This window comes from Streptomyces sp. NBC_00457 (assembly GCF_036014015.1).
Classification (GTDB): domain Bacteria; phylum Actinomycetota; class Actinomycetes; order Streptomycetales; family Streptomycetaceae; genus Streptomyces.
In genome coordinates this window covers 1-19,049 of sequence record NZ_CP107905.1, presented here as the reverse complement: position 1 = coordinate 19,049, position 19,049 = coordinate 1, and the positions used below count along the sequence as shown (strand labels likewise).

The following is a 19,049-nucleotide window of genomic DNA, read 5'->3' as shown; positions in this document are numbered from 1 at the left end:
CGCAGAAGGCCCCCCACCCTCCATTCCGCAAGATTCAATAGCCGGGATTACCGATATCGGCCAGGAGCCGGGTTTCGGGCCACTCGCTGCCGGCTGCCATGTAGAGGACGGCGGTACGGTCGAGGTCGATCCCGTGGGCCTCCGGGGCGGTGAGCATCTTGGTGATGTAGGCCGTGCTGTCGGCGCCGGCACCCCAGTTGATGACGGTGTCCAGGTTGTCGTCGGAGCTGAGGCCGGGCAGCGGCGGCGTGTAGGTCGGACGGGGCATGGCGGCTCTCACTCCTCGAGGGGCCGGCCGGTCAGCCGCTGGGCGGAGACGATGAGCAGGAGGTCGTCGGCGGGCCACGGATCGCAGGACTCCCAGGGATCGCCCTGGGACAGCACCACCACCTCGCCGGGTTCCGTGACGAGGCAGCACACGCCGCAGCCGCACGACGGGTCGAAAGGCTCGGGGTGGGCGATGTAGGGGGTGTTGAAGTAGTCGGCTCCCTGCTCCCCGACCGCGGCCAGGAGCAGGTCGCCGTCCGCGACGTCGCCGGCGCGGGCCACACGCGCGTGGGGCAGAGCGAGCGGGAGACGGGGGTCCGGGCTGTTCACGGCGAGCTGCCCGTCGATGAGGCGGGCGTTGCCGCTGGAGCGGACATCGCCGGTGGCGGGCGCGGCGAGCAGGGGCCGGTGGAGGTCGACGGCCGTCTCGGCCGCGTACATCGCCTCGACGTGGTCCAGGGCCTCGACGAGGATCACTGCCCGGGCGAGCGCCGCCAGCACGACGGCGCTGGCCTTCAGCGTCGCGCCGCTGGCTGCTGTGCCGGGCCGGTAGAGGCTGACCGCCGCGCCGCCGCCGTCGAGGACGGAGCGCAGCAGCGGGGCGTGCGCGTGGGGGTGGGTGCCGTCCAGGCCGCGCGGCAGGACGGTGAGGGATGCCCGGCCCGCCTCGGCGGCGGCCTGGTGGGCGGTGGAGTCGACGCCGTAGGCGAGCGTGGCGGTGACCGTGTGACCGGCCTCGGCGAGGGCGGTGGCGAAGTCGTGCGCGCGGGTGACGGCCTGCTCGGTGGGGACCCGGTTGCCGGTCACGACGACGGCATTGCCGGTCGGCCGCGGCAGTCGCTCGCGGCCGCGGACCCACAGGCCCAGCGGGCAGGCAGGCCCCAGGTCGGCGAGGGCGGTGGGCCACTCCTCGTCCGAAGGGATGACGAACGGGCAGGTCAGCTCTGCTTGGGCGAGCTCCTCGCGCGGCCGGTAGGAGGCAAGGAGCCCGTTGCCGTCGTCGCGGACGCGCCGGTCCCACGCCTCGGCCGGTATGTACTTATCGAGGTCGGCGGCGAGTTGGCCGGGGGCGAAGTGGGCAGCGAGCGCGGCGCGTGTGGCTCGTTCGGACACGGCGCGTGCGGGCATGGGCGGCCGGCCTTTCGGGCAGGGCGCGGCACTGGCAGGCGAACCGGTGCCGCGCCGGGGCGGGCGAAGGGAGAAGGGACCAGCGGCCGACGGGAAGGGGAGTGCCGTCGGCGGCTGCCGTGGACGGGCCGGGCTAGGACCAGTTGGCGGACGGCTTCTGCTCCCACCAGGCGGGCGGGCCGCCCGGCCCGGTGGCCGGTCGGGACGCGGCGGCGGGCTGAGGCGCCGGCGGTGCCGTGTACCTGCGGGCGGCGATCGGACTGGGCAGGCTGGTCTCGGTGTAGGCGATGCGCTTGCGCAGGCTGATGCCGAGGTCGTCGATGCTCAGGTAGAGAGAGTCGTCCTTGACCCCGGTGATGCGCCCCTTGACCAGGACGTTGACCCCGTCGGCGAGCGACTCGGCGGCGTTGCTGGCCAGGTCCCGCCAGGCGGTGCAGATGTAGGGAATCGGGTCCAGATCACGCCACTTCTGCGCGGCGGCATCCCACTGCGTGGGGGTCTCGGTGAGACGGAACCGGCAGACAGCAATGCCGTCTTGGGTGAACCGGACTTCCACGCCACCGGCGATGGTGCCGGTCACGTGCGTGACGGACGGGGCCATGCGAACACCTCCTGTTCAAAATAATAGTGTTTCTCGGGGGATGGTCAACCCCCCTGCCGGCACTTACCGCCGCCGGAGAGAGCGGTACGGCGGGTGAGGTGCCGGAAGCGGGCTTTCCACCCGGTCGGCGGCGCTGGGGCCGGCGGCGGGGTGAGGTTGTCGAACACCGTGGCGTCCTCGATCTCCACCAGCAGCGGCACCGTGCCGTCGGCCCGGACCAGCTGCTCGTCGGTGGTGTCCAGATGAACGGAGACCCGTACGGCCCCGCGGTCGGCGTCGAGGTAGACGAACACGAGGATGCCCGCGATCTCCATGCAGGGCAGGCCCTCGTCGTCAGGCCCCCGCATCGCGTGGAACACCGCCGCGCTGTTCGCCTCCGCGCACTCCTCGGCGTCCGAGAGGCTGGGATTTCGGGGCGCGATCACGCAGCGGGAGATGTCCGCGTCGTACAGCGTGTAGCCCTCGATGTCCTCCCTCGACTCGTAGAACAGGTCCACGGCCGTACGGTCGTCGGCGGGCGGACGGAACGGGACGCCGTCCTCGCCCGCCACGTCGTCCCAGGCATTGCGCACGTGCTGCGCCAGCGAGGCAAGGGCGGAAGCCTCGTCAGACCAGAGCGTGACATCGTCGCTGTGCCGGTCCCACTGGCGCAGCACCCACGCGCGGCCTGTCACCTGCGGGGCGAGGTTCTCGTCGACGGCGAAGCTGAAGCGGCTCAGCCACCCTTCGAGGATGCTGACGGTGTCCGCCCCCGGCCATTCGCCGGTGCGCTCCTGGAGGCCGTCCATCAGGTCGGCCAGGTCGATGATGGCCCCGCCTGCGGGCGTGGCCGGGTCCGGTTTGATCGGCATGGCGGTTTCCTTCCGTGTGGAACGGGGCGGTCAGGACCCGTCCATCAGGGCGTTCCAGAGGTCCATCAGGTGTTGCTGGTCGGGGGTGAGAGTCGCGGTGCGCAGCACGCGCTGGCGCAGGACAGGCACGTCGAGGCTGATGCCGGAGGGCACATCGGGCCGCTCGGGCAGCGTGACCAGCTGGTAGTTCCGGGTGTGGATCATCCAGGCCTCGTACCGGTCGGCAGGGCTTCCGCTGCGGGCGGTGGGGCCCTCGCCCGTCGTGCGCGACAGGCAGAGGCAGGAGGGATCGGTGCAGGGCCGTCCGGCGGGGTGGCTGGCCAGGACCGGGCTGCGGCGGTAGTGCGTGGCGGTGCCGTTCAGCATCGGGCAGTGGTCGGCGGTGTACGGCAGGCACTCGGGGTGCAGTGCCGGTTCCGGGGAGCGTCCCTTGAGGACGTCGGCCGGGCGGACGAGCAGGAAGCACCGTTCGTCCAGCGGGTGTTCGCAGATCTGGCACAGGCGGCGCCGGAAGGCGTTGATGGTCTTGTCGGCGTCGAGGACACCGAAGGCCGCGTGGCCGTCGTTGATCAGGGTCACGTACGGCACCACCAGCCCGCCCGCCAGCGGCCGGTGGGCACAGCGTTGGGGTATCGCGTGCATGGGTCAGTTCCTTCGGATCGCGGGAGTGCGCGGCGGGGCCCGGGCGCCCGGCGTCAGTTGCTGGCCGGTGGGGGAGGGTCGGCGGGGCCGCCGGCCAGGAGCGCTTCCCAGTGGGCGTAGCGGCATTCGGTGGCGTCGTGCAGGCGCAGGTGCAGCCAGCTGAGGTTGTCTCCGGCCCGGATGACGGCCTCGGCCCCGATGGCGGCGGCCCGGGGGTAGATGGTGCCGTCGTCGGGGTCGACCAGGACGACGATCAGTCCCCGGCGGTGCGGCACGTGGCGGAGCGTGAAGTCGCTGTAGCTGCGGTCGTCCAGGAGCACGAGCGGGGCACGCCGGTACTCCTCGGCGCTGAAAAGGGGCGACGGCAGATGCAGGCGGGGGACCGGGCACGTCCGCAGGCCGACCGGATCGTCGTCGGTGCTGTCGCTGATGACCAGCACCGGGGCCTGCGGTCCTTCCCTGGGGGCTAGTGCTGGGGCGGACATGGCGGTGACACATCGCTTTCGTGAATACCGAGACCAGAAAAGGGCCCCGGGCAAAGGGGAGTTGGCGGCCTGCGGGCGAGGGGCGTCCGGATGCGGGCGCCCCCGCCCGTGGGCGTTCGCTCAGCCGAGCGGGAAGAGCACCAGCGCGGGGACGGCGGTGTCGGGGATGCGGTCCGCGTACAACTCGCGCAGGTCCTCGTCCTCCTTCAGCTCTTCCGGCATCGGGTAGACGTCGCCCAGGCGGTCGGTGTGGGTCGGCGCGTACCGGGAGCGGGTGTAGTAGGAGAAGGGCGAGAAGAGGTTGCCCTCGGCGTCCTGGGAGAGCACGACGAGCGTGTCTCCGGGCAGGTGCTTCCAGTCTGTCCGGACCAGGTCGCGCAGCACGGCGAGGGTCACGGGGCTGTCCGGGGCGTCGCTGTCCGGCCCGGGGGAGGGTGCCTGCTGGTCAGTCATGACGGCCTTTCACGTGCGGGCCGGGCTGGGAGGGGCCCGGCCGGTTGATCGGCGGGTGGCGGGCGCCGCCCCGATGCCGGGGCGGCGCCGTCAGGCCCGGTCAGTCGTCCTCGATCTCGTCCAGGCAGGCGACGGGGATGCCGCTGCCCGGGAGCCGGAAGCGCGTCATGTCCTCGGGGATGCGGTACTTGGTGTTGCGCGGGTCGCGGCGCAGGATGCGGGTGGATTCCTCGTCCAGCAGGAAGCCCGCCCGGGTGCCGGTGCGGTTGCGCTCCTGCACGGTGCCGGTGAGACCGCGCAGCAGGGCCGGGCGCAGCGACTCGTTGATGCGGGCCCGGCGTCCGGCCACGAGTCCGGCGAACGCCTCCTTGTCGATCGCGCGGAGCCGCCTCGCGGAGGCCTCCTGGACCTTCGAGACCTTGATCGCATCCGGCAACTGGCCGATGAAGTCGAGGACTTCGTCCATGGTGACGGTCATGCTGGTTCGCCTCTCTGTGACGCGGGGATGGGGGAACCGGCCGGGCAGGGGCGTGCCCGGCCGGAGCTTGCGGGGAGGTTCGGTCAGGCGGCGGGGGCGGGCCGGTGGCGGGCGACCGCCTCGTCCTCGACCTCGGACAGCCGGTAGCTGCCGTTGTCGTCCTGACCGAGCGCTTCGAGGAGCAGCAGGTAGCGGGCCTGCCGCACGGTGAGGTTCGACCACGTCTTGGGCTCGCGGATGTCGTACTCGCAGGCGGCGGCGACGTGCGCGAACAGCGCGTTGACGACGCGTGCCTTGGGCAGCTGCACCGCCGTATCCGTCAGGTCCGCGTGCTCGGGCTCCTTGATGCCCAGGAAGCGGGCGACGGTCTCGGACTCGTGCTTGTCGGTCCAGGAGCTGTAGAAGTACGGGAGGGTGAGCACGACCTCCTGCGCGAAGACGCGGGCCGCATCCGGCAGGGTCTTCTGGCGCACCAGGCGGGCGACGAAGTCCTGACGGGGACCGGCGGCGGCCTTCCAGGCCCGGTTGCAGGCGATGACCTTGCGGCGCTCCTCCGCCCTGGCCTCGTCCTCCTCCGTCCTGGGCTTCTTCGGCTGCGGGCGGACCTTGTGACCGTGCGCGGCAGGGTCGGAGCAGTGCCACACGGGCTGGTGCTCGTCATCGAGCCGGGCGCTGTGGCCGGGGCAGTTCCTGTGGTTGTCCTCGGTGAGCGGATTGCCCAGCCCGGTGGTCAGCTCGACCAGCGGCTTGGACGTGTCCTTCTGCCCCCACCCCGGCTGCCCCAGCAGCGGGATGTCCGCCGTCTTGAGGGCTTCCTCGGCCTTGGTCCGGGCGTCGTCGTCGGCCTGCTCGGCCTTGAGCAGCGCCATCTCCTGGTCCCAGTGGCCGCGCCCGCCGTTGCCCTCCTCACGGTCGCGCTCCAGCGCGCGCAGCAAACGGCGCTCCGCGCCGCGCACGTTCTCGACCTCCGCCAGCTGGGCGATCTGCTCCAGGTCCATGCCTCCGGCCGTTGCCCGGCGAAGGGTGGCGTCGTCGAGCTTCTGCGCCGCCTTGGCCTGCTTGGCGGCGTTCCGGCCGACGCCGAGAGCCCTGGTGGCCCGGCGGCGCTCGACGTCGCTCATGTCGATCAGGGCCAGCTCCTGCGACTTCAGGATGTCGCGCTCGCTCATCTCCTCGCGGTGCGTGTTCTCGACCAGGGACAGGAACCGGGTCCAGCCGTCCTTGCCAACCAGGTCTTCCCGCACGTGCGCCTTGATCCTGCGCACCTGGCGGCCGTCCTGTTCGGCGGTGTCGTTGGCGATCTGCTGTGCCTGCGCGCGCCGCCAGCCCTTGAAAGCGCCGTACGTGCCGTCGGGCCGGGGCCGGACACTGATGGCCTCCTCGACACCGATCTCCTTGACGGAGGCGATCAGCTCCTCGTCCGGTTCGGTGTCGGTTTCGCGGGCGTTCTGCTCGTCACGCACCACCTGCGCCGGGTCGAGCAGGACGATCTGCGGCGCGTCTTCCTCCTCGTGCGTGACGGGTTCGGTGGGCTGGGTCGAGACGGCGGTGGCCATGGGGCTCTCCTTCTCCTTGCCTGTTCGGCGCATTGGGGCGGTTGAGGGTGCGCGGCGGGGTGGGGCCCGTACGGCGGGGCGGCGGCCCCGCCGTACGGGGTGTTCCGCAGGACCAACAACATCAATAATAGTGTCTTTCAGGGTGAGGTGAACCCACCCCTGACCTGCCGCTTTACGGCCAGTCGTGCTCTCGGCGGGGCGGCAGCGGGAAGGTGCGCCGGGGGTCCATGCGCACGCAGCGCTCGCAGTAGGCCGTGACGCGGTTGGCGGTGCACTCGCCCCACTGGCACTCGAAGCGCTCGCGCGGCCCGCAGATCAGGCACCGCCACAGCCTGATCCCGTGCGCCTCGCACGGCTCGTAGCGCTTGCGCGCGGGCAGCAACTCCAGGGCGGGGCGGGGGCGTTCGAGGCGGGCGGCGTCGGCGGCCGGGAACGACTCGTCACCGTCCCGTATCCAGCGGGGCGACAGCTGGGCGTACCGCTCGGGAGTGGTGTAGTACGGCAGACCGGCCGGGCTGAACACCATGGCCAGATGGCCGCCGGAGATCAGCGTCTCCAGTCGGTCATGGCTGAACTCCCCGCGCAGGGACAGCATTTCGTCCTGGCGCAGGCTCCAGGCGTACCCGTACCGGCGCAGGATCCGGCGCTCGCGGGCGGCCGGGCCCGTCTGGGCGGCGTCGAGCTCCTCGACGGCTTCGATCGCGGCCGTCGGGTTGGTGGTCAGCTCGTGCACCGCCTCCTCGGCGGCCGCGCGGGTAGCGTGGCTGCTGAGCGCGTACCCGTGGAGCTGGTCAACGACCTGGTGGCGTCCCTCGTGCTCTGCGGCGGCATACCGGACGGGCCGCTGCGGCTGGGTGCGGCGTCGGGACATGGCGGAACTCCATCTGCACAAGGGAGGGTTGCGGGACGGGGGCCGGCCGGGGCGGCGGTCAGCTCCTGGGCAGCGGCTTGTGGGAGGAGAAGACGTAGTGGCCGAGCTCGCGCAGCATGCCGGCGGTGTCGTCCACGGCCGCGGGGTTGTGGCCGGTCTGGCGGGTGTACGCCTCGATCTCGCTGTTCCAGGTGAACCCCTGGTCGGCGAGGGACTGTTCGGTGGCGGGTGTGAGGTCGTCAGAGGACTGCGGGGCGGCGACGAGTCCGTGAGCGGGGTCGGGTACGACGAGGAACACCGGGCTCCTTCCGTGTGGGCCGCCCTGGTCGGGGCGGCCCACGGCCGGGGCGGGCAGCTGGTCAGCGGGTGACGGTGACGGTGTAGTCGGCGTCCAGGACGGCGAGCGCGGCACGGATGGACGCGCGGGTCTCCGCGCTCGGGACCGAGTAGGGGAAGTCCAGGGCGAGCACCGCGTCGTCCAGCTCGTCGTCGGTCATCGGCAGCGTGTATCCGCTGCGGTAGAGGGCGACGGCGGTCGCGGTGGCGACACGGACGCGGTTGTAGGCGATGGCTTCCCCGGCCGTGACGTCGGTGCCGAGTGCTTCGCGCGCGGTGGGCGGCAGTTCCGCGATCCCGGCGGCGAACCGGCGGGCGGGCATGCGCAGACGTGCCGGTCGCAGGGCGCGGCGCAGCGTTCGAAGCATGGCAACTCCTGGGGCTGGAAGTGGGGAGGGTGCCGTCGCCTGGTGAAGGAAGTGGGGGAGGTGACGGCACCCCGGGCTCACTACTAATAATAGTGTAAGCGGGGAGGGTGTGAACCCACCCCTGACCTGCGCAAATGGGGAGGCGTGCGCGTCCGCGCGCGGTAGGTCAGAGCTGCGGTGCGTGCGCGGCCAGCGACTTCGGTGCCGCGCTGGTGTAGATGCCTTCCAGGCCGGACGGGGCGATCAGGCCCCAGGTGAAGGTGGCGGTGTCGGCGTAGAACTGCCCGCGCCGGGGGTGCGGCGGGGTGAAGGCGCGCAGGGCGCCGACGCCGTAGACCTCCAGCGTGCCGTCGCGGAACGCGTCGCGCTGCTCCCCGGTCACGTCCGGTCCGTACTTGTTGCACTGCTCGTCGGCGACGACGGCGAGGACGGGGCTGAGGTCGTCCTCGATGGGGCCGAACATACTGCGCCAGTGGGCGAGGTCGGCCATGGCCTCGGCGCGGCTCGCGCGGGTGCTGCGGTAGAGCACACGGTCGCGGTGGTCGGCGAACTCGTCCGTGTCGTACAGCCACGCCTCGAACTGATGCTCCGTGTACATCCCGACGCCGTTGTGGCGGCAGCGCAGGAACCCGAAGGGCTCGCCGTCGACGAGTACAGGGTGGCGCTCCGTGCAGAACTCGCAGGTGACGCCGACGTGGCGCAGGAGGCGTTGCAGACGGGGGAAGCGGGCGAAGCGGGTGGCGCAGTTGCAGCAGGTGTACACCTCCCAGCGGGAGGGGCTCGCGACCGTGTCGTGGCGGCAACGCGGGCACTGGTAGGCCTTGTTGCTGTACCAGTCGATGACCGGCATCGGGTTCCCTTGCACGGCAAGCTCCTGAGAACTGGAAACGGGGGAAGAGGGCGGGCCGTCACCCTGGCGGGTGGGATACCGGCGCGGCGACGACCCGGGCTCACCCTCCATAATAGTGTGAGTTGAGTTGGCGTGAACCCCCCTCTGACTTGCTCGTTTACGGTGTGCCTGGGCCTCTCAGTGCCGGTGGGTCGGCGGCGTGGCGTCCGGCCCGAGGTCCGGCGGCACGCAGTAGTCGACGTCGGATTCCGGGGAGACCAGGCCGCCGGATTCGGCGTCGGTGCAGTAGGCGTCGAAGACCTCGCCCGCGGTGAGGGGTTGCAAGTCTCCTGTGCGCAGTCGCCAGCCGTAGACCTGGTCCGGGGCGCTCGGGGCGGTGGTCCGCACGACGAGCCCGCCGGGGCTCCCGGTCGCCAGACCGAGGGCGAGGACCGTGGTGAATTCGAGGGCCTCGGCCTCGTCGAGCTGGCTCGCGCCGTCCGGGTCCGTGTCCGCGTGAAGGACGGCGACCAGGGTTTCGGGTGCCGCCGAGACGCTGCAGACGAGGTGTCGGTGGCCCGGTCGGGCCGTGTCGAGGATGCGGGCCAGCAGGCTAGAGGACCGGGCGAAGGCCGTTCGACCGATGTCCTCGCCGCAGCAGGTGCAGGCGCCGAGACGGGCCAGAAGCATGGAGGCGTACTCCCAAGTGGCCTGGCGGACGGCTTCGTCGGCCAGGGCCGGGATCAGGTCGGCCAAAGGCTGGCCGTCGTACGGGAGGGCCGGGCCCATGGTGGCGAGTTCGGCGGTGAAGCGGGCGCGGCTGGACGGGCTGTCGGGGTCGAGACCGGTGTCGGCGCAGAAGTCGGCGTACTCCTGCGGGTCGAAGTGAGCGACCGTGGTGTGGGCGCCCTGGGACGCGCGGCTCCTGAGAAGGTCTTCGACCGCTTCCAGGTAGGTCGCGAAGTCGGCGAAGGCGAAGGTGCGGTAATGCCGCATGGCACGGAAGTCGTGTTCGTCGGTGAGCAGGCCGATCGTGCCGGCGACTTCGCGCCGCAGAACGCGGCGCGTGGTCTGGCGGTCGGTGTGTGTCCTGTCTCCCGCGCACGATCGAGCAGCGTGGGGCTCGTCCCGGCTGCACTGGGAGGGCTGAGGTGTGTGGGTCACGTGCACGCCTTTCTCGTGGGCGGACTGAAGGGATTCGTCCTGGGTGTCGGCAGGGGCGGGGCTCCAGTGCATCCCGTCGGCCGCGAGCGAGGCGCCTGCGGGCACGGTCCCCTGAAAGTGGTGGTCGCCCGGCTCGTCGTCCTCGGCGTGGGCGTCGATCCATTCGTCGGCGGCCTGCTCGGCACCGAGGGCACGGAGCACGTCGGCGAGGGTGTCGGCTTCGGTGCATCCGAGGCTGGCGGCGACGTCGGACGTGATGACGCTGTTGCACCAGGCGTCGGTGAACGCCTCGGCGACTTCGGACGGGATGCTGACGGTGTCGGCCATCGCGGCCTCCAGGGGCGGTCAGGTAGGTGCGTGCCTGCGAGGGGATTTGAACCCCTGACCACCCACAAGTGGAGCCGCTCTACCGCTGAGCTACGCAGGCTTGGGGCCGCCGGTGCGGTGGCCGGGTGATGGTGGGTCAGCGTCCGGCGATCTCGCGCAGCCGCTTCAAGGCGGTGGGCGCGTCGACGTACCAGAACGTCTCGTTGGGCTTCAGGCCGAGCGCCTTGGCGGCAACGTCGCAGATCAGGCGGCGCTCCTCGCCTCGCTCCGCGTAGACGCTGGCCAGCGTCTCGTACTCGTCACCGTCGTCGTCCGTGCCGGTGACCTCCGTCTGTTCCTCGTCGGGCAGGGACACGAGCGTCCAGCCGGTGAGGCGCGCCGTCCATCCGGCCGCGCACAGTTGGGAACCGCACGCCGGAGCCTCTTCGGGGGCCAGCCGGAGGGCCTCGGGCAGATATGCCCAGTGGTCCATGCTGAAGACATTGGGCTGCGCCTCGATGGCGTCCAGGACGGCAGACGCCACGTTGGCGGGCGTCTCGGGTTTCTTGGTGACCTCGGTGTCGGTCATCACAACTCCAGTCATGTGGAACGGCGTTGGAGTAGTGCTGGCGGGACTCGAACCCACGACCTCAAGACTTATAAGATCCGCGCTCTACCAACTGAGCTACAGCACCTCGGTGTGCGGTTGTGAGGGCCGCGCCCTTCGGCCCGGTCGGGCGGGGCGCGGCCTCGTTCTGGGGGCCGGGCTGGGAGGGTCTGCGGAGGCTGGACGGGACCCGATGGGGCGGCAACCGCTCTCGACTTCTAATAATAGTGTCAATTGGTTTAAGGGGAACCCACCCCTGACCTGCGCTTCTTACTCCCGGACCGCCTGGGTGAACGCGGTCAGCATGGAAATCACGGAGCTGGGGCGCCCGGACACTTCGGCCTGCGCCCCCTCACCAGAGGGGCCGACGACCACGGTGACGCTGTCGACCTGGACGGGGCCGCGCTCGTCGGGCGGCCTGGTGTCGTGCTGCCAGATGATCCGGGTGCGCCTGTACTGCTCGTCGACCCGGGCCCCGGGGAGTGCGGCGGCCACGGCTTCGGTGACGGCGCGTCGGCTGCTCTCCTCCGCCTCCTGCCGTGCGGCGAGTTCGGCGGCCTGCTGCGCGGCCTCGGCGTGCAAGGGATACAGCCGCCGGGTGATCTCGCGTGCCACGTGGCGGGCGCTGCTGGCTGTGACTCCGATCGACGGCGCGATCATCTTGGTCTCGTCCGTGGCGTGGATCTTCAGGCGATCGGGGCGGCGGTCGTCGGGCTGGCACAGGCGCAGGGCGCGGCCCTCGCCGTCGATGATGAGCCGTCCCATGCCGCGTACGTAGCCCGTGAGTTTGGCCGTCCGGCAGTGCGTACCCAGCTCCCGCGCCACTTCGGCGGCGAAAGCGTCCACCTGCTCCTGCGTAGTCAACTCGCGTGTCATGGCAGTCTGTTCACTCCTTCGGCTGGCTGGAGGTGGTGCCGGGCGCGTGGTTCCTCGCGCCCTGGTCGCGGAGCTCGGCCTCCCGGCGGGGTCCTCGGCGGTATATCCGGTGTCGCACCCTGGGCGGCACAGCTGGCCTGGGGGTGCGCCGCAGGTCTCGGACTGGTCGTCGAAGTCCTCCGGGCGCCACGGGTGCAGCTGGCCGCTCACGCGGGGCTCTCCCGGATGTGGTCGGCCAGGGCTCGGGCGGACATGACGGGGCTCTGGTAGGGCGGGGTGGCGCGGACGGCGCGCCACAGATTCGAGGGCTGCCACGGGTCGAAGTCGATTCCGGGGACGGGCCGGATGGACCACTGGCGGCCGCGGGGGCCGGTGACGGTGTAGGTCAGACGCCGTGGGGTGGCCCGGTGTCCGTTGTCGGCCCAGGAAAGGCCGGCGGCCGTGAGCACGCTGCCCAGCTCGTTGCAGCGCGACCGGGTGATGTGCTCGAACTCGGCCGGGATCAGGTGGAAGTCGGCCATGTCGTGGCCCCGCCACTCTTCCTTGTGACCGTCTTCACGGGTGACGACATACACGCAGGCCTGCTGCTGGAGGCGGCGCCCTCCCCAGGTCCAGACCCGCCGGAAGCTGGTGACCTCCCACACGCCCTCCGGGCTGCGCAGCTGCTCACCCACCCGGAGTGGACGGGGCGGCTGAGTGTGGAAGCTGCGGGGGCCAGGCGTCAGGCCGTTGTCCTTCAGGTCGGTGCACCCCGAGCACATCCACACCGTCTCGCCGTGAAGCCGGTAGATGGCCCAGCAGTCCGTGTAGCAGGTCGAGCACACGAACCGGCAGTCCGCAGAGGCGAGGACCGTTGCCGCGTACGTCAGGCGGGGCATGCGGCTGATGACCAGGCCGAAGTGGCGTCCGGCGGACACGGTTTCTCCTTCCAAGGGGGTGGTGAGCAGCGCGGGCGGCCTGCCGGACGGGTCAGGGGGCGGCGGTCCACAGGGGGAGCCCGGTGGTGGTGCGGGCGCTGACGCCCGGGCGCACAGGAACGTCGCGGTAGTCGGACACCTTCACGTAGCCGCCCCGCTCGGTGTCGAGGCGGACCGGGGCGCCCTCCCATTCCCACTGCTCGATGAGTTCCGCGGGGAGGTTCTCGACGTCGTCGGCCTCCACCTGTACGGCCCAGGCGGTCAGTTCCTCGCCGTATTCCTGGCGCCACTCCTTCAGGACGGTGAAGAGGTGGGCGAAGTCGTCGACCAGGGCCAGGGCGCGCGCCTGGTCGGGGGCGGGGGCCTCGGCGTAGGTCGGTGCGTCGGGGCGGGTGCGCTCACCAAGGCTCATCAGCCAACGCATGGTCAGAACATCTCCCTCGTCGGGCTGGCGGTGTCGGTCTGGGGTGCGGGGCGGTGGGTCAGGGGCGCCCGGACGGCTCGGGCTTGCGGTAGCGGTAGAGGAAGCGCGCGGCCCACGTGCGGCTGGCGAAGCCGGGGATGCCGCCGCCGCTGCCGGGGCGGTTGCCGGGATACTCGGCCACCCATGCCCGGCAGTCCGCGTGGTACCAGGCGACCCCGTAGCAGGTGGCGCGCTCTCGGCGGTCGAGGACGCGGTAGCCGTACGAGCCGGTGTTGGCGGTGAACGTGAACTCCTCAGGCACGGTGGCTCCTTCGGCTCGGCTTCCGGGTGCGAGAGGGGGCGGGGCGATCCGGGTCGCCCCCTCTCGCACTACTAATAATAGTGTCTTTTGGGGTGACGTGAACCCACCCCTGACCTGCGCTTCTTTTCGGGTGTCAGGGAGTGCCGACCAGGTACGGGCGGTGGCCGCGCGGGCGCCTGCGCTGCTGGGCGCGCAGAGAGTCGGCTTCCTCCTGGGTGCGGTGGGCGCGCTCGCGCTCTTCAGCGGCTGCGTCGACGCAGTAGGGGGCCCACCACTGCAATCCCCTGACCTTCTGGGTCAGTGAGTCGGGACGGTCGGCCAGCACCAGCAGCAGGACCGGGTGCGGGGAGAGAGCGAGCCACTGTGCGGCGGTCCGCCAGGCGGCTTCGGCGGCTTTCCGTGCGGGGAGCGCGGCACGGGCTTCGCGCTCCAGGCGGACGGCTTCGGCCTGGTGGTAGGAGGCGGACCAGGTGAGGAAGCGCAGCAGGCCGGGAGTATCGCGCTGCCGGGAGGCCTCCAGAATCGCGGGCAGGTCGGCGCGCTGCTCGACGTGCTCGGCGCACCCGCGCAAGACGGCGGTGAGTACCGCGGCCGTCTTCTGCGACGGTGGGTGATCTGCGGCGGAGAACAGCGGGTATACCGAGACCTCGGGGCGGTCGAGGCTGTCGCGGTAGAGGGTAAGGCTGCCGTGGTAGCCGGTGCGGCCGTTGGCGAGTCGCGGGAGGTCCTCGTCGGGGGCGGTGGTCTTGAAGGCGTTCACGGGGCCGAGACAGGCGCGTACGGCGGTGAACTGGTCCCAGTGGTGGGGGTCGGTGGTGCCGGTGACGTGCACGCTGCCGCGCATCGCTCCGCCCAGCTCGAACACGACGGCGTCGGCGTCGCGGGGGCCGGCGGTGGCGCGCACGGGGCCGGCGGGCGTGTCGATGGTCAGGCTCAGGCTGGTCATGGGCTGCGACTCCTCGGGGCTCGACGGGGTGGGCCGGGGGGCCTGCCGCCCCGCGCTCGGCGAAGGGGAGGGGGCGAGCGTCGGGGCGGCAGTCGGCCAGTGGCGCGCTGGCCGGGGCGGGCCGTCCACGCCCCCGTACCGGGGAGGAGCGTGGACGGCGTCTGTGGGGCTATTCCTGCGGCTGCTTGTGTCGGCGGAGGTTGCCCCGGTCGGTCAGGCGGCCACACGGACAGTCCGCGTAGCGGCGGCCGTGCATCTTGACGAACTTCCCGCCGAGTGCGAGGCCGTTGACTTGCTCGGTCGTGCCGGAAACCGGCTCGGTGTTGGTGCAGTAGCCGTCCGGCGTGGCAGCGGGCTTGTCGCTCATGAGCGCTCCCCGGTGGATCGGTGGGGGTGGCGCAGTACGGGGGCATGGCAGACCAGCACGGGCGGCGCGGGGTCGTCTGCGGAGCAGGAAGTGACTGCTACGTGGAACTCGTGGGTGTCCATGGGGTGCAGCCATCCGGCCCGTACGTCCCAGCCGCACGCGCGTAGGCCAGCGTCGGCGGTCGTAGCGACGAGGACGGCGTCACGGACGCTGTTGTCCAGGGCGAACGTCAGCAGCATGAAGAACTGCACGAACTCCTCATCGGAGTGATCCACGCGCAATGATCCCGGCTCGACGGAGACGTACAGGTCGGCGCTCGCTTCCGTGCCGTCCGTACGGTCGGCCGTGATGTTGAGTTCGTGGCTCCCCTCGCCCAGGGCCGGGAGTAACGCGGTCAGTGCGTGCAGGGCGCGGCCCATGGCGGCCCCGGACGCCGGGGCGTCGTCGTCGGGCCGCGGAACCTCCGGCTCAGGCATGCGGGTCCTCCAAGTCGGAGTCGGGGAGCTGGAGGAGAACGGGGGCGGGGTAGACCTCGCGCTTGACAGCGGCGACGTCGGGGCACGGAATGACGGCCTCCTGGAGCGCGGCCGTGTCCATGGGGTGAAGCCACCCGTCCCGTATGGACCAGCCGCACGCACGGGGGTTGGGGTCGGCGGCCGTGGTGGCGATCAGGACGGCGCTGCGCATCGTGCTGCCCTCCAGCGCGAACACCAGCAGCATGCGCAGGGCGCAGAACTCTTCTTCGTCCAGGACGGCCAGGCGGAGCGGCTCCATGCCGATGGAGAGATCGGTTCGGCCCGTGACGAATGCGTGGTCGGTCCGCTCGGCCACGAGGTTGAGTGTGTGCTCACCGTCTCCGAGTGCCTGGAACACGGCGGAAAGGGCGGTGAGGGTGCGACTCATGGCGGCTGCGATGGCGTCGTCTCCGGGGTGGGTGAGCTCCGGGCGTGCAGGCATGAGGACTCCTTGCATGGCGGGCGGTGGGCGGTGGGCGCCGGAGGCCGGCCGCACTGCGCCCCTGGGCACAACGGGTGTCCTGGGCGCGCGGGCGGCTGCGCCGACGCATCGTGCTGCCGCTACGCGGCAGGGGCCGGGGCGGGAGCGCTCGGCGCTCCCTGCGGGGCTGGGGCGCTGCTCCGGGCTCTGGGTCGGTCGGGCCCGTGCGGGCCGGGCTGGGGGAGTTGCCCGGCCCGCACGGGGGTCTGTCAGCCGTGCGCGGCGGCGGCCGCGAGGGCGGGTACCGCGAGTGCTTCCAGGGCGGCGGCCTGGTCGGCGTCGGCGAGCGTCTGCGCGGTCGACGTGACGGCCTGCATCACACCCCCGGCCGTCATCTGCCCGCCCCGGACGAAGTGGGCAAGGATCATGTCCTTGGCCTCGTTGCCGATGCTGAGCGACTTGGTGACGTGCTCGATCGTCTTCGTCGGCTCGTCCAGCGTCTTACCGGCGGCGGCCTCCATCTCGTACACCTTGGCCTCGACGTACTCCTGTGACAGGAACGTGCGCACGGCGTCGGTGGTCTTGGATGTGATCAGCTCCAGCGTCTTGCGCTGGGTCTGGCCGGACCAGGACACAACGCCCTCGTCCTGCTTGCCTCCGAGGTGCACAGCGCGCATGACGTCCTTGGTCTGGGTCAGACCGTTGCGGCAGACCTGGATGACCGCACGCGGGGTGATGGTGTACGCCCCCGCTCCGACTTCGCTGTTGGTGATGACGAACCCCGCCGAGATCATCGGGAGTTCGTCACCGCTGCGGCCGTCGAACGGGGAGCGGTAGCCGCGCAGCAGGTTGCGGGCCTGGATCGCGACCGCTTCGGACTCGACGCGCACGTACATGCGGCGGTCGGTGAGGTCGCACCCCGTGATCCGGGTGGGGTGGCCGGACTTCTGCACCCCGTCCAGGGCGGCCAGCAGCATGTCAAGGTTGTCCATCAGCTTGTAGCTGTCGGACAGCAGCGCGCGGGCCACGCCCTCACCGGGCATGCCGGGGCCGTTCTCGCCCCGGAACGCGCGGAGCATGAAACGGCGCTCCGGCCCCTCACGAAGCCACGCGTTGACGTTCTCGTCCAGCAGCGGGACGTTTTCCGCGCGCATGCGGCGCAGGTACGCCAGCGGGATGCGGAGCTTGTCAGAGATCCCCTCGTCGGCAACGGCGGTGGGCCGGTAGATGCCGTCTACGGCCGTCACGCCGCGCGCGCTGAGTTGGGCCTCAACGCCTTCGACGTGCACGTTTCCCTCGCGCATCCGCAGCGCGGACGCGGGGGCGATGACGTCCAGCTTCCGGCGCTGTCCGTCCTCCAGGATGCTGACCAGGTCGGACAGGTCGGCGTTACGGGCGCTTGTGGGGGCGACGTTCGTAGCGCGCTCGGCGAACTGCTGAGTCATGCGGTGTTCCCTTTCGCTGTTGGTCTCTGCGGGTCGGAGGGCGGGGCCACCGCCCCCCGAACAACTGCAATAATAGTGTGTTTTAGGGGTGAGTGAACCCACCCCTGACCTGCACACTTAGACCATCGGCGCGCGGAACTCGGGAAGCGGCGTCAGGCTCTGCCGTCGTACGTTCGTGACAGCGGGCACCGGCATGGCGCCGATCACCTTGCACAGGTCGTAGCGGACGGTGTGAGCCGCTCCCACCGGTCCGGCCTGCGCCTTGATCGCCTGTACCCAGTAGAGGCCGTGACGCCGTGTCAGGCTCCCGTGATACCTGACCTTCTGCCACAGGACCGGTCCGGCGTCCTGTGGGTCAAGGATCTGAGCTACTGAGAGCGCAAGCTGATTCGCCACCCGCTCAGACAGCAGCAGCTCCATGAACGCGCGGTCAACCGTCGCCCGGTCGACCGGCACATCGGCCATGGCGGGGCCGGTGTGGCCGGTGCGCACACCCATCGCCCAACCCAACTCGAAGAACGACCCGACCACGTCCAGCTGTTCGGGAGACACCCTCAGAGCGTCCGGGTCCCTCTCGCTGCGCGCCATCTCCCGCAGCGCGTAACGGGCCTGCTCCTTCTCGGCGTCCGTGAGCGGGGCTCCGGCTTCCCGGGCCTGCTCTGCAATCCGCGTGTTCTCCATGGTCCCTTCCTCTTTCCTTGATGCCGGGTGGAAGGGGGCGCCCCAACCGGGCGCCCCCGTGCGGATTACTTCAGGAATCCGTTCGACCGGAGGAATTCGGCCGTGATGTGCGCGATTCCGTGGGGCTTGTAGATCTGCGGGAATCGCCGCAACTCAACTTCCATGCGCCCCGACTCGTCCGGGTCGATGAATTCCTGAACCAGGCGGTACGGCTCCTCACCCGTCGGCATTTCCAGCACGACCGGACCGGCGGCCTTGGTCTCGAACCGAATTCCGGTGTAATTCCGGTCGCAGTTGTGCACGATCGTCACTCCTGCTCGCGAGCACAGCAGGGGCAGGAAGTTAGCGATCGTGCGGGCCTGCACTGCAAGCCCAGTCATGGGCGCGTCTGCGCCTCGCACCCCGCGCACGATCCCGTCAGTGATCGTCAGTTCCACGTCTTTCCCCTTCGTTGGTCCCTTGCGGTTCCCGGGGGTCGCCTCCCCCAGGACTTCAAATAATAGTGTCTCTTTCGCTCGGATGGAACCCTGTTGCGCTGCGGGTTGCGCTGGATGTTGCGCCATGGTGTTGCGGTAGAGGTTGCGCTGGGTGTTGCGCGGCCTCCTGGGGGTCTCCGCGTCACCCCTGGTCATCCCAACAATCAGGCGTGGTGCGTCTGCTGACATCCCCTCTGCTGCCGCTGCTCCCTGCCCGAATGAGAAGAGAAGGGGGGTGGGGGCGGGCGTGGTCGGCGCGGCGGCTTCGGGGATCGGGCGCGGCTGGTGTCTTGTGCGGCGCGTCGGCCTGTGGCCGTCGCGCGGGGTGGGGGAGTGGGCGGGGTGCTGCCGGAGGCAGCCCCAACCCTCCATCCGCACACGGGCAATTGGGCCCCGGAGGGGCTCTGTTGCCTTTCCCTGGTATTCCGTGATTTACTTTTCCTCACGGAATACAAATCAAATGCCTTATCTTTAAGGGAATCGGAGATTCCCCTAAGCCCGCTCATTCGAAGGTATATGACCAACCGTCAACTAAAACCCCAACACTCCACCCATAAAACAAAATAGACACCCTCGATTTGTGCCGGAGGCACAAACCCCTTTCCCGCTCTTTTCCGTGCCGGAGGCACGCCGTTATGGAAAATGGCCGGAGGCCAATTTCCATAACACCCGCCGGAGGCGGGGCAATTCGCGCGGGGACGCGCGAAACGAGCGAAGCGAGTATTCGGCTGCCGGAGG

The 19,049-nt window shown here is 70.6% G+C and carries 26 protein-coding genes and 2 tRNA genes; all 28 read right to left on the bottom strand.

Annotated features, from left to right (window positions below; genetic code table 11):
• Positions 1-34: 34 nt before the first annotated feature.
• Entirely contained in the window at positions 35-268 is a 234-nt protein-coding gene (locus tag OG828_RS00140; RefSeq protein WP_328499614.1) for a hypothetical protein, read from the bottom strand.
• Positions 269-276: 8 nt separating this feature from the next.
• Positions 277-1,395, bottom strand: a complete 1,119-nt coding sequence (locus OG828_RS00135; protein ID WP_328499613.1) for a DNA-processing protein DprA — start codon at positions 1,393-1,395, stop codon at positions 277-279.
• 133 nt (positions 1,396-1,528) lie between these two features.
• A complete protein-coding gene (locus tag OG828_RS00130; RefSeq protein ID WP_328499612.1) occupies positions 1,529-1,996 on the bottom strand; it encodes a single-stranded DNA-binding protein in 468 nt (155 codons plus the stop codon).
• 44 nt (positions 1,997-2,040) lie between these two features.
• The gene (locus tag OG828_RS00125) at positions 2,041-2,847 is read right to left on the bottom strand and encodes a hypothetical protein (RefSeq protein WP_328499611.1); all 807 of its coding nucleotides are present in this window, start codon (positions 2,845-2,847) and stop codon (positions 2,041-2,043) included.
• Between the two features lie 30 nt (positions 2,848-2,877).
• The gene (locus OG828_RS00120) at positions 2,878-3,489 is read right to left on the bottom strand and encodes a cell envelope biogenesis protein OmpA (protein WP_328499610.1); all 612 of its coding nucleotides are present in this window, start codon (positions 3,487-3,489) and stop codon (positions 2,878-2,880) included.
• Positions 3,490-3,542: 53 nt separating this feature from the next.
• Positions 3,543-3,974 carry a hypothetical protein gene (locus OG828_RS00115; RefSeq protein WP_328499609.1) on the bottom strand — a complete coding sequence of 144 codons (432 nt, stop codon included), beginning with the start codon at positions 3,972-3,974 and terminating at the stop codon, positions 3,543-3,545.
• Between the two features lie 120 nt (positions 3,975-4,094).
• Positions 4,095-4,427, bottom strand: a complete 333-nt coding sequence (locus OG828_RS00110; protein ID WP_328499608.1) for a hypothetical protein — start codon at positions 4,425-4,427, stop codon at positions 4,095-4,097.
• Positions 4,428-4,527: 100 nt separating this feature from the next.
• The gene (locus OG828_RS00105) at positions 4,528-4,905 is read right to left on the bottom strand and encodes a hypothetical protein (protein WP_328499607.1); all 378 of its coding nucleotides are present in this window, start codon (positions 4,903-4,905) and stop codon (positions 4,528-4,530) included.
• Between the two features lie 83 nt (positions 4,906-4,988).
• The gene (locus OG828_RS00100) at positions 4,989-6,461 is read right to left on the bottom strand and encodes a ParB/RepB/Spo0J family partition protein (RefSeq protein WP_328499606.1); all 1,473 of its coding nucleotides are present in this window, start codon (positions 6,459-6,461) and stop codon (positions 4,989-4,991) included.
• 172 nt (positions 6,462-6,633) lie between these two features.
• On the bottom strand, positions 6,634-7,332 hold the full coding sequence (locus tag OG828_RS00095) for a hypothetical protein (protein ID WP_328499605.1): 699 nt from the start codon (positions 7,330-7,332) through the stop codon (positions 6,634-6,636).
• Positions 7,333-7,390: 58 nt separating this feature from the next.
• On the bottom strand, positions 7,391-7,630 hold the full coding sequence (locus OG828_RS00090) for a hypothetical protein (protein ID WP_328499604.1): 240 nt from the start codon (positions 7,628-7,630) through the stop codon (positions 7,391-7,393).
• 61 nt (positions 7,631-7,691) lie between these two features.
• Positions 7,692-8,036: a hypothetical protein gene (locus OG828_RS00085; protein WP_328499603.1), complete on the bottom strand. Its 345-nt coding sequence runs from the start codon at positions 8,034-8,036 to the stop codon at positions 7,692-7,694.
• 166 nt (positions 8,037-8,202) lie between these two features.
• On the bottom strand, positions 8,203-8,901 hold the full coding sequence (locus OG828_RS00080) for a hypothetical protein (RefSeq protein WP_328499602.1): 699 nt from the start codon (positions 8,899-8,901) through the stop codon (positions 8,203-8,205).
• A 162-nt stretch (positions 8,902-9,063) separates the two neighbouring features.
• Positions 9,064-9,921, bottom strand: a complete 858-nt coding sequence (locus tag OG828_RS00075) for a hypothetical protein (RefSeq protein WP_328504766.1) — start codon at positions 9,919-9,921, stop codon at positions 9,064-9,066.
• 466 nt (positions 9,922-10,387) lie between these two features.
• Positions 10,388-10,456 (bottom strand) — tRNA-OTHER (locus OG828_RS00070).
• Between the two features lie 36 nt (positions 10,457-10,492).
• Positions 10,493-10,924 (bottom strand): hypothetical protein, encoded by a 432-nt coding sequence (locus OG828_RS00065; RefSeq protein WP_328499601.1) that lies wholly within the window; start codon positions 10,922-10,924, stop codon positions 10,493-10,495.
• A gap of 32 nt (positions 10,925-10,956) precedes the next feature.
• A tRNA-Ile gene (locus OG828_RS00060) sits at positions 10,957-11,030 on the bottom strand.
• Between the two features lie 182 nt (positions 11,031-11,212).
• A complete protein-coding gene (locus tag OG828_RS00055; RefSeq protein WP_328499600.1) occupies positions 11,213-11,818 on the bottom strand; it encodes a hypothetical protein in 606 nt (201 codons plus the stop codon).
• A gap of 206 nt (positions 11,819-12,024) precedes the next feature.
• Complete coding sequence (locus tag OG828_RS00050) at positions 12,025-12,735, bottom strand: hypothetical protein (protein WP_328499599.1); 711 nt, start codon at positions 12,733-12,735, stop codon at positions 12,025-12,027.
• A gap of 52 nt (positions 12,736-12,787) precedes the next feature.
• Positions 12,788-13,147, bottom strand: a complete 360-nt coding sequence (locus OG828_RS00045; RefSeq protein ID WP_328499598.1) for a hypothetical protein — start codon at positions 13,145-13,147, stop codon at positions 12,788-12,790.
• Positions 13,148-13,217: 70 nt separating this feature from the next.
• Complete coding sequence (locus OG828_RS00040) at positions 13,218-13,460, bottom strand: hypothetical protein (RefSeq protein WP_328349049.1); 243 nt, start codon at positions 13,458-13,460, stop codon at positions 13,218-13,220.
• A 133-nt stretch (positions 13,461-13,593) separates the two neighbouring features.
• A complete protein-coding gene (locus tag OG828_RS00035; protein WP_328499597.1) occupies positions 13,594-14,406 on the bottom strand; it encodes a hypothetical protein in 813 nt (270 codons plus the stop codon).
• 169 nt (positions 14,407-14,575) lie between these two features.
• Positions 14,576-14,773 (bottom strand): hypothetical protein, encoded by a 198-nt coding sequence (locus OG828_RS00030; protein ID WP_328499596.1) that lies wholly within the window; start codon positions 14,771-14,773, stop codon positions 14,576-14,578.
• Positions 14,770-15,249 carry a hypothetical protein gene (locus OG828_RS00025; RefSeq protein WP_328499595.1) on the bottom strand — a complete coding sequence of 160 codons (480 nt, stop codon included), beginning with the start codon at positions 15,247-15,249 and terminating at the stop codon, positions 14,770-14,772. Before OG828_RS00025 ends, OG828_RS00030 begins: the two co-directional genes overlap by 4 nt.
• Complete coding sequence (locus OG828_RS00020; protein WP_328349043.1) at positions 15,242-15,730, bottom strand: hypothetical protein; 489 nt, start codon at positions 15,728-15,730, stop codon at positions 15,242-15,244. Before OG828_RS00020 ends, OG828_RS00025 begins: the two co-directional genes overlap by 8 nt.
• A gap of 248 nt (positions 15,731-15,978) precedes the next feature.
• Positions 15,979-17,154, bottom strand: a complete 1,176-nt coding sequence (locus tag OG828_RS00015) for a DUF932 domain-containing protein (protein ID WP_328499594.1) — start codon at positions 17,152-17,154, stop codon at positions 15,979-15,981.
• Positions 17,155-17,271: 117 nt separating this feature from the next.
• Entirely contained in the window at positions 17,272-17,835 is a 564-nt protein-coding gene (locus OG828_RS00010; RefSeq protein WP_328499593.1) for a hypothetical protein, read from the bottom strand.
• Positions 17,836-17,900: 65 nt separating this feature from the next.
• Entirely contained in the window at positions 17,901-18,272 is a 372-nt protein-coding gene (locus OG828_RS00005) for a hypothetical protein (RefSeq protein ID WP_328499592.1), read from the bottom strand.
• Positions 18,273-19,049 lie beyond the last annotated feature (777 nt).